The organism is Oleiphilus sp. HI0123, assembly GCF_001635315.1.
In genome coordinates, this window is record NZ_LWGE01001073.1 from 1 (window position 1) to 10,103 (window position 10,103).

The following is a 10,103-nucleotide window of genomic DNA, read 5'->3' on the forward strand; positions in this document are numbered from 1 at the left end:
ACAAAATATATTGGCTTAAATCTTCATCTTCAGACAACTCATCGAGTTGCTCTTTAACGTAGTCAGCTGTCACTTCAAAGTCATCTCGTTGGCTGTCGCCAGCCTCAAATGATATATGCTCCAGAAGTCTCTCAAGCACTGTGTGCAGGCGACGAGCCCCGATATTTTCAGTCTTCTCATTAACCTTCCAGGCAATGTGTGCAATCGTTTCGAGTGCGTCCTCACTGAAGCTGAGTTTTAAGCCTTCGGTAGCCATAAGTGCAATATATTGGTCAATCAGTGAAGCATTTGGTTCGGTTAGAATCTTTTGGAAGTCTTCTGGTGACAGCGCTTTAAGCTCAACACGAATTGGTAGGCGCCCTTGAAGCTCAGGAATAAGGTCTGAAGGCTTCGATAGGTGGAAGGCGCCTGAAGCAATAAACAGAATGTGGTCTGTTTTGATTGGCCCAAGTTTAGTGGTTACTGTACTTCCTTCAATTAGTGGAAGTAAATCGCGCTGTACACCTTCGCGTGATACGTCGGCGGAGGAGCCTTCAGAGCGCTTGGCAACTTTATCGATCTCATCGATAAAGACAATACCGTTCTGCTCAACTGCCTGGATAGCTTTAGATTTAATGTCTTCTTCATTTACCAGCTTGCCAGCTTCTTCTTCTTTGACTTGCTTAAGCGCGTCTTTAACCGTTAGTTTTCGGGTTTTCTTTTTGTCACCGGACATGCTGGAAAAGATATTCTGAAGCTGGTTGCTCATTTCTTCCATGCCTGGAGGCGCCATAATCTCAACGCCTACAGGTGTGGCGCTGACTTCAATATCGATTTCTTTATCGTCTAAATCGCCTTCTCGGAGCTTCTTGCGGAAGATTTGTCGCGTCGAAGAATTATCGCTTTGAGCTGAGTCGGCACCCGTTCGTGCTGGAGGAAGCAGGGCATCTAAAATACGCTCTTCAGCAGCGTCAGCAGCTTTAGTGTCGACAAGCTTCATTTCTTTTTGCCGCAACATATTAAGGGCCGAGTCAGCAACATCGCGAACAATAGACTCTACATCTCTACCCACGTAGCCTACTTCAGTAAATTTCGTTGCTTCAACCTTCAGGAAGGGAGCATCAGCAAGTTTAGCCAAGCGTCGGGCGATTTCAGTTTTACCCACACCGGTTGGGCCAATCATTAAAATGTTTTTGGGGGAAATTTCTTCTCTTAAGGCCGGGTCAAGTTGCATGCGGCGCCAGCGGTTTCGAAGTGCGATAGCAACTGCACGCTTGGCTTCATCTTGGCCGATGATATGTTGGTTGAGCTCGTGTACGATTTCGCGAGGAGTCATGTTTGCCATGGAATTTAGTACCGTATCATGTAAAGGGTGATGTTGATTCGGGCTTTCGTTAAGTTGTGTCGTGCCTGATTAGTGGCTATTTGGCTTCACCAAGGTGCTCGATGGTAAAGGCATCATTAGTGAATACGCAGATGTTGGCAGCGATCGTTAGACCTTTTTCAACAATCTCTTGTGCTGATAGCTCGGTGTTTTCAAGTAGAGCTCTTGCGCTAGCTTGAGCGAAAGGGCCGCCAGAGCCAATTGCAATCAGGCTATCTTCAGGCTCTATTACATCGCCATTACCGGTGATGATAAGAGAGTTGTTTTCGTCTGCCACGGCAAGCAATGCTTCAAGCTTTCTGAGTGCGCGATCTGTGCGCCAGTCTTTGGCTAGCTCAACGGCAGCTTTAACAAGATTGCCTTGATGTTTCTCTAGTTGCGCTTCAAAACGTTCAAACAATGTGAAAGCATCTGCTGTGCCGCCTGCAAACCCGGCGATGACTTTGCCGTCATAGAGTCGGCGCACTTTTTTAGCGTTGCCTTTCATGATGGTGTTTCCGAGCGAAACCTGACCGTCGCCGCCAAGAGCAACTTCGCCTTCGCGGCGGACTGATAAGATGGTTGTCATGAACTTCTCCACAAAGTTTGCGTTCACCAATGCGGCCAAGTGGCTCAATTGGTGTTTTGACTAAATACTGCCAGCTGCGATTAAGCGATGTATTGCAGCAGCGAAAGTTTTTATATGGAGTCGCTTGAAGAGATATCAAGCGTTAAGAAGGCGCTTTAGCTATCTTTTTTTACTTTCTTGACGAGAGGCTGGATATTAAGAGATACAAGTTTATCCAGGGCGCTATTTAACTTACTACGGTTGGTGAATGGTCCGGTTTTAACTCGGTGCCAGACAGTACCTTTATCATTGGTAACTGTTTCAATATTGGCTTTTAAGCCCTTAAAGGCGATAGTGGCTTTTTGGCGCTCGGCATCTGCCCGGTTTTTGAATGAGCCAGTTTGAATCACATAGAAGTAGTCTTCACTGCCTGATTTTTGTTTGAAGCGATACTCTTCTACCTTCGGTGCAGTCACTGTCGATTCTGGAAGGATATCGTAAAAGTTGAAACGCTTTGCCGGTGCTTCTTCGGCGGGCGTGCTTTTGCTGGCAGAAGGGGATTTTTTGGATATTGTTGGCTGTTTCTCGGGTGTTTCAGTGGGCGGAATAGACTGTAAAAAATACAAGCCATAGGCAAAAGCACAGACCAGTACAATTAGGGAAAGAAAAAATGGTGTACGGTTTTTTACCGGCGCTGAGCTTGGCACTTCTTTAGGGCTTGCTCCGCTGGCCTTCTTGCTCGCGCTGCTTTTAGCCCCGCCAGACTTTCCCGAAGAACCTTTTTTTGTCTTGGGTGCTCCGGGCTTTTTAGTGGTCGAGGGCTTAGCAAAATCTTGAGTCATATGATCAACGCGTCAATAGTTTATCGGGTGTGATTACATTTCTTCAGGAGCGCTAACCCCTAGTAGCTTAAGCCCGTTTCTCAATACTTGCTGGATGCTTAGGCAAAGCACTGCACGAGCATCTCTAATTTTACTATCTTCAACCATTACAATATTTGAATTGTAGTAGGTATGGAAGTCGCTCGCCAAACTATAGAGGTAGTTTGCAATTTGATGAGGCGCATTTTGCTCTCCCGCAATGCTGACAACTTCAGGGAAGCTAGCCAGCGTGTTTGCTAGTTTACGTTCGCTTTCAACGCTTAGCTGCTCTAGGTTGGCTAGGCCGTCTTCGGCAGACCACTCTGGAGAAGCTGCTAAAACCTTTCTAAAAATACTGCTAATTCGAGCGTGTGCATATTGGATATAGTACACAGGGTTGTCATTTGACTGGCTGCGAGCCAGGTCAATATCGAATGTTAGTTGTGAGCTGGGAGCGCGTGCGACCAGGAAGTAGCGAGTGGCATCGCGGCCAACTTCTTCGATCAAGTCTCGCAATGTGACGTAGCTGCCGGCACGTTTGGATAGCTTCACCTCTTCGCCGCCTTTCATGACAGTCACCATTTGGTGAAGAACATAATCAGGCCAGCCTTCAGGTATATCTTGCTTCAATGCTTGTAGGCCTGCTCGAACGCGAGTGATTGTACTGTGGTGGTCGGCACCCTGTTCATTTATGACGCGAGTAAAGCCACGTTGCCACTTGTCGAGGTGATAGGCTACGTCTGGCACAAAGTAAGTGTAGCCGCCTTCAGTTTTGCGCATAACACGATCTTTGTCGTCGCCAAAGTCTGTCGTTCGCAACCAAAGCGCGCCATCTTTCTCGTAGGTATAGCCATTTTCAATCAGAGCTTCCACTGCTTTTTCGACTTTACCATCGCTATAGAGAGAGCTTTCAAGGAAATAAACATCGAAATCAACGTCAAAGGCTTTTAGGTCTAGATCTTGCTCTCTTCTTAAATAGGCGACAGCAAAGTGTCTGATATCTTCCAGGTCGTCAGCGTTTTTGGTACCTGTAAAGCTCTGGTCGGCAGACTCGATGGTTTCACCGTTCATAAAGCTTTCAGCAAGCTCAATAATATAGTGCCCGCGATAGCCATCTTCTGGCCAGCTTGGGTCTTCAGGTGTTAAACCTTTGCAGCGAGCTTGAACAGATAGAGCCAGGTTATTGATTTGTTGGCCAGCATCGTTGTAATAGAACTCGCTGGTCACATCCCAGCCATTTGCACCGAGAAGTCTGCAAATGCTGTCACCGACTGCTGCGCCACGGCCATGCCCTACATGCAATGGGCCGGTAGGATTAGCGGAAACAAACTCGACTTGAACTTTTTGGTCTTTACCTGAGTTGTTGTGTCCATATTTATCCGCATTTTCAATAATTGAACTGAGGACGGCAAAGCTGCTGGCGGAGCTCATAAAAAAGTTGATGAAGCCAGGGCCAGCAATTTCAATTTTGTCTACGCTTGCATTATTTTGAGCGGTGATCTTTTCAACGATTTGCTCAGCAAGCGCTCGAGGTGGCATCTTGGCCTGCTTGGCTAAGACTAGCCCTATATTCGAGGCATAGTCGCCATGCGCTTTATCTTTTGTCGCATCAATATTGATCTTATAACTCGCGTCCGAAGGAATGACGTTCTCGTTGCTAAGTTCAGTCACAACCGTTTGTACAAGTTCAATTATCAGTTCTTTCATGCGCGTCCAGATTTACAAAAGCCAATGGGAAATTAAAAGGGGGCGTATTATCTATGATTCCGTTCAAGATTTAAACGCTAATACTTGGAGTTAGAGTAAAAAGTGCGCTTTTTACTCTGACTCCAAGTATTGCTATTAGACGTAATCGAGGGGGTCTGCGTCGATATATAGCTTGGTTTTATGGGATTTACGCGAATCTAGATAACAGCGCAAGCTATGTACAAGCTGCGAGCGAGCCTTCATATCTGAAATAAATAAATGCAAGTAGCTTCGGTAGATTCCAGACTTTCTGGCGATATTTGCTTCAATGGGGCCCGATATTTGTATCGCTGCCTCGTTAGAGTAACTTGCTAGCACCAAGTTTTTAATTGAACTCAACTCTTCAAGGTTTGCCTCAGCCTTGGCTGACTCAGCCCGGATAGTGAGCATTTTTGAGAAAGGCGGCAGCTCGCAATATTGGCGCTCTTCAAGCTCCTGCTGAGCAATGCTTGTATAGTCACTACGCAGAATAGGTTCAAAGATGGGGTGTTCTGGTTGGCGTGTCTGGATGAGCACTGTGCCATGCTTGTTACCGCGGCCCGTGCGCCCTGAAACCTGTAAAAGTTGCTGTGCGCTGCGCTCAATGGCTCGATAGTCGGCGCTAAAAAAACTGGCGTCGGCATCGATGATGGCGACCAGGGTGACGTTATGAAAGTCATGCCCTTTTGCGAGCATTTGTGTGCCAATCAACAAGCAAGGCTCTCCCTTATTGATTTGCTCGACTAGCTCAGTCATTTGTTTTTGGTTCTTTATGCTGTCTCTGTCAATACGCACCACGCTGGCGCTCGGGAATTGTGCCTGCAGTCCAAACTCTAGTCTTTCGGTGCCTGCGCCAAGTGGTGTCAGACTTGTGTGGTTGCATTCATGACAGGCTCTTGGAATGATTTCTTTATGATTGCAGTGATGGCAATGTAGCTGAGGTGGGCGACTATGAACAGTAAGGCGTGCATCACAGTGAGGGCACTGGGCGAGCCAACCGCAGCTATTACACATTAGTGTTGGTGAAAAGCCTCTGCGGTTTTGGAATATGATTACTTGGTTGCCTTGAGCAAGCTCTTCTCCGATTCGCTGCTTCAAGGGGCGAGAACAACCATTCTCCAGAGGACGGCTGCGGATATCGATTAGAAACATTTCCGGTGTTTGGCCTGCGCCGGCGCGTTCTTGCATTAAAGCTAGCTGATAGCGACCTAGCTTAACGTTATAGAGGCTTTCAAGTGATGGTGTTGCACTTCCTAGCACCACTTTGCATTGTTCAATCTGTCCGCGTTTGACTGATAGATCTCGTGCTGAATATTTGAAATTATCAATCTGCTTGTAGGAGGGGTCATGCTCTTCATCTACGATAATTATTCCGAGCTCTTTGAAGGGAGTAAAAATTGCTGAACGGGTGCCGATGATGACGCGTGCAATGCCTTCTTTTGCTAAAAACCAGCTAGTATATTTCTCTTTATGGCTCATGCCAGAGTGAATGACGCCAATAGGTGTGCTCAGCTGACTCTGGAACCTGAGTAGCGTTTGTGGGCTGAGGTTAATTTCTGGGATGAGAATGAGGGCCTGTTTACCTTGTTCAAGCTGTTTCTTTACGCATTCGATATAAACTTCAGTTTTGCCGCTGCCCGTTACACCCTGAAGTAGGGTTGCATTGATAGTTGCATCGGCGTTAAGAATTGTCTCAACTGCAAGCTTTTGCTCGGTATTGAGGGTTTTGCTTTGAATGGGCGCTTTGCTTTGTTGTTCTTTTTCCGCGCTCAGGGGGTCATAGACTTCTTTATATATGTAGCCTGCGCCTTCCAGGTTTTTGAGTTGACTGTTGCTATATCTCATAGCTTTGAGTGTATCGAGCCAAACGCCTTCAGGGTTGCTTTCGAGATAGTCGAGTATCTCTATTTGCTTGGTTGCATTCGCTCTACCTTCAAACTGTTTGGGGCTGCGATACCATTTGCTTAGCTCTATGCTTTTGACCAACGCGCCTTGCTTTGCAGAGGTTGTTCTAAGTGCTCCGGGCAGGGCGGTCGCGAAACAATCTCCAATAGGGTGACAATAATAGCTTGAGGCCCAGTTTAGCAGCTGCATCAAAACGCTTGGAAAAGTGGGTGATGGATCTAGAAGCGCCAAGGCGTTCTTGATTTTCCCCTCATGAGCCGAAGGGGTATTTTGTATTTTAGTGATAATGCCAACTAACTTTCTTGGCCCAAAGGGAACGAGAACCCTGCTCCCTTCCACAAGATATTCAGGGTTTATCTTATCAGGCGGCAGATAATCAAAGCAGCGAAATAAAGGGGTGGGGACTGCAACGGTGATGATCATGCAAGATACGAAGGAAATCTCTTAGAAGTAGGAGGCTAAATTCTAGTGCATTTCAAAAATGAAATAAACGATGCTTGCTTATTGTGTTTATTTTGTTAATATGCGCCGTCTTAAAAATTGGCAGTCACTCTGTCTTTTGTCTAAAAATTTGTTTTCAAGGCAAGTTTGAAGGTGTAAAGATAGATGGGAAGCCCCCTTTCGTGCGGTGCCTTAACGGCTCTTCTGGTTTTTTATAAGCTAAAAGAAGAGTGATAAGTGTAAGGTGGCGGCATAATTGAATTAGAGGTGTGCAATGAAAGAAGCTATTCATCCTGATTACCAGGAAATCGAAGCAAAATGTGGTTGTGGTAACGTTATTAAAACACGTTCTACGCTATGTAAAGATATTACTCTGGACGTATGTTCAGCATGTCACCCATTCTATACTGGTAAGCAGAAAGTAATGGATACAGGTGGTCGTATTGATAAGTTCAAGAAGCGTTTCGGCAGCCGTATCGGCGGCTAAGCTTTGTTTGGCGAGTTGCCAAAGAACTAAGATATTCCGAAAAAGAGCGCTTGTCGCTCTTTTTTCGTCTGGTTATTTGATGATTTCGGTCAAATGACAATAAAAAAGTTACGGCGTATTATCATTTGATAATTGTCCATAGGTAATAAGTGATGTCATAATGTGCGCCGCGGACAGGCTTTAGGGCTTTAATGTCCCTGAAAGAACCTAAACGGAAAAACCAAAACGGTAGAATATAATGTCAGATTTCAAACAAGATGCTCTAGATTACCATGAGTTCCCGAAGCCAGGGAAAATCAGCGTAGAACTTTCTACTCCTGCTCAAACCTCTCGCGACCTTTCTTTGGCTTATAGCCCAGGTGTTGCAGAGCCAGTTAAGGAAATTGCTGCTGACCCGGAAAATGCATATAAGTACACTGCTAAAGGTAACTTGGTAGCGGTTATTACTGATGGTACTGCGATTCTTGGTCTGGGTGACTTAGGTCCTTTGGCTTCTAAGCCTGTAATGGAAGGTAAGTCTCTTCTTTTCAAACGTTTTGCTGGCGTTGATTCAATCGACATCGAAGTTGAATCTGAAAGCCCTCAAGCATTTATCGACACAGTGCGTCGTATTGCGATTACTTTTGGTGGCATTAACCTAGAAGACATTAAAGCACCTGAGTGTTTTGAAATCGAGCGTACGCTTAAAGAGCAGTGCAACATTCCAGTTTTCCACGATGACCAGCACGGTACTGCTATCGTAACGGTTGCAGGTGCATTGAACGCACTTGAAATTCAAGGCAAGAAAATTGAAGAAGCAAAAATGGCGGTACTAGGTGCCGGTGCTGCTGCAATTTCTTGTTCTAAGCTACTTACCCTTGCGGGTATGAAGCCAGAAAACATCTTCATGTGTGATCGTAAAGGTGTTATCCACTCTGGTCGTGATGATCTAAACCAGTACAAGGCAATGTTTGCAGTAGATACTGACAAGCGTACGTTTGACGATGCGCTAGACGGTGCTGATATCTTCTTGGGTCTATCTGGTCCTGATATGGTGACTGGTGAACAAATTAAGAAGATGGCTCCAAACCCAATCATCTTTGCATGTGCTAACCCGGTTCCAGAAATCATGCCTGAAGTGGTTGCAGAATCTCGTCCAGATGCTGTTATGGCAACAGGTCGTTCTGATTACCCTAACCAGGTAAACAACGTTCTTGGCTTCCCATTTATCTTCCGTGGTGCGTTGGATGTTCGTGCAACAGCTATCAATGAAGAGATGAAGCTGGCTGCTGCTAAAGCACTTGCTAATCTAGCAAAAGAGCCTGTAACTAAGGAAGTTCTAGACGCTTACGGTGTGGATTCAATGGAATTCGGTAAAGAGTACATCATTCCAAAAGCGACAGATTCCCGTTTGTTGGGTATTGTATCTACTGCGGTTGCTCAAGCAGCGATCGATACGGGTGCTGCGGAAGGTCCACTTCCTGCAAACTACCCACTTAAGTCTTTAGAAGATATCTAATGGCTTAACTCTTTAGAGCCAAAAGTTCTAAAGAAAACAAAAAAACCGGTGCTGGAAAGTACCGGTTTTTTTATGTCTCTATATTTTGTCTAGAGTAGAATGGGGTGGTGTCGTGAAGGCTCTTGCTAGTTAGAAGATATCTTCTGGAGCGATTTGAGGTTGTGTGCTTTCTTTGTGTTCAAATGCAGGTGGCAAGGTTCTAGGCTTTTTCGGTGCTAGCTCTTTTCTGAATATCTCGAACATGGCGTTGTCTGTGCCGGGCAGAGCTTGCTCGCCTGTTTCTTTGTTTATCCGAACGGTTACCAGGCCGTCAGGTTGGGGCAAGTTGGCGTTTGGTGTGCCTTCTAGAGCGACTGCCATAAAGTCATTCCATATTGGTAGCGCGGCGCGAGACCCGTATTCTCTCCTTCCTAGTGTTTGCGGCTTATCAAAACCAACCCAGACGCTAGTTTCTAGCTGAGTGTTGAAGCCGGAAAACCATGCATCCTTTTGGTCATTTGTTGTGCCAGTCTTGCCTGCCAGGTCTTTACGTTTTAGTTGTAGAGCCTTTCTGCCGGTACCTTTTGTGATAACGTCTTTTAGCATTGAGTGAAGAATATATATATCGCGTTCATCGGCGATGCGCGGGGCGTAGGTGATTTCCTCGTTAGTCTCTTTGTTGTCAATCTCTTCTGAGCTTTGTTGAGTGAGGCAGTTTTCACGGCATACGATGGGAGCCGTGTTTTTGAAAATTATGTTCCCCTCATTATCTTCGATATGAGATATCAGATGGGTATCAATTTTGTAGCCGCCGTTGGCTATCATTGCATATCCTCTGGCGATGCTGATAGGGGGGAGTCCGGCGCTGCCAAGCGCGAGAGACAAATCTCTGGGTAGGTCTTTTTTGTCAAAACCGAATTTCTCAATGGTGTTCAGTGTTTTTCGGACGCCAGTTTCTTTTAGGAGCCGAATAGATACCAGGTTGCGGGAATTATACAGTGCTTTTCGGATCCGGGTTGGGCCATAAAACTTACCGCTAGAGTTCTCGGGCCGCCATGCCGCTTCCAGATTGTCGTCCTCAAATACGATTGGGGCATCGTTGATAAGGCTTGCAGCGGTGGTCCCGTTTTCTATCGCTGCCAAATAAACAAAGGCTTTGAAGTTGGAACCTGGTTGTCGTTTGGCTTGTGTCGCGCGGTTGTAGTGGCTCATGGCAAAGTCATAGCCGCCAACCAGTGCCTTGATTGCTCCGTTGTCGGGGTTGATCGAAATAAGGGCGCCTTGTGCCTCCGGAAGTT

General features: G+C 46.1%; 8 protein-coding genes. 2 read left to right on the forward strand and 6 right to left on the reverse strand.

The features are described 5' to 3' along the window. From hslU to A3761_RS10285, 5 genes are all read right to left on the reverse strand, one after another. A partial coding sequence (hslU, locus tag A3761_RS10265) for an ATP-dependent protease ATPase subunit HslU (protein ID WP_068509052.1) occupies nt 1-1,324 on the reverse strand: 1,324 nt, incomplete at its 3' end. 76 nt (nt 1,325-1,400) lie between these two features. Next, nucleotides 1,401-1,931, reverse strand: a complete 531-nt coding sequence (hslV, locus tag A3761_RS10270) for an ATP-dependent protease subunit HslV (RefSeq protein ID WP_068509054.1) — start codon at nt 1,929-1,931, stop codon at nt 1,401-1,403. A 155-nt stretch (nt 1,932-2,086) separates the two neighbouring features. Continuing rightward, complete coding sequence (locus tag A3761_RS10275; protein ID WP_082865176.1) at nt 2,087-2,752, reverse strand: SPOR domain-containing protein; 666 nt, start codon at nt 2,750-2,752, stop codon at nt 2,087-2,089. Nucleotides 2,753-2,785: 33 nt separating this feature from the next. Then, on the reverse strand, nt 2,786-4,477 hold the full coding sequence (gene argS, locus A3761_RS10280; protein WP_068553395.1) for an arginine--tRNA ligase: 1,692 nt from the start codon (nt 4,475-4,477) through the stop codon (nt 2,786-2,788). Between the two features lie 135 nt (nt 4,478-4,612). Further along, nucleotides 4,613-6,823 (reverse strand): primosomal protein N', encoded by a 2,211-nt coding sequence (locus A3761_RS10285; RefSeq protein WP_068553394.1) that lies wholly within the window; start codon nt 6,821-6,823, stop codon nt 4,613-4,615. Between the two features lie 292 nt (nt 6,824-7,115). Between A3761_RS10285 and rpmE the strand changes: the two genes are divergently transcribed. Beyond that, nucleotides 7,116-7,328 carry a 50S ribosomal protein L31 gene (gene rpmE / locus A3761_RS10290; protein WP_068509060.1) on the forward strand — a complete coding sequence of 71 codons (213 nt, stop codon included), beginning with the start codon at nt 7,116-7,118 and terminating at the stop codon, nt 7,326-7,328. Nucleotides 7,329-7,563: 235 nt separating this feature from the next. Further along, complete coding sequence (locus A3761_RS10295; RefSeq protein WP_197470071.1) at nt 7,564-8,826, forward strand: malic enzyme-like NAD(P)-binding protein; 1,263 nt, start codon at nt 7,564-7,566, stop codon at nt 8,824-8,826. 129 nt (nt 8,827-8,955) lie between these two features. Here A3761_RS10295 and A3761_RS10300 read toward each other — a convergent pair. Next, on the reverse strand, nt 8,956-10,103 hold a 1,148-nt coding region (locus A3761_RS10300; RefSeq protein ID WP_255374936.1), incomplete at its 5' end, for a penicillin-binding transpeptidase domain-containing protein.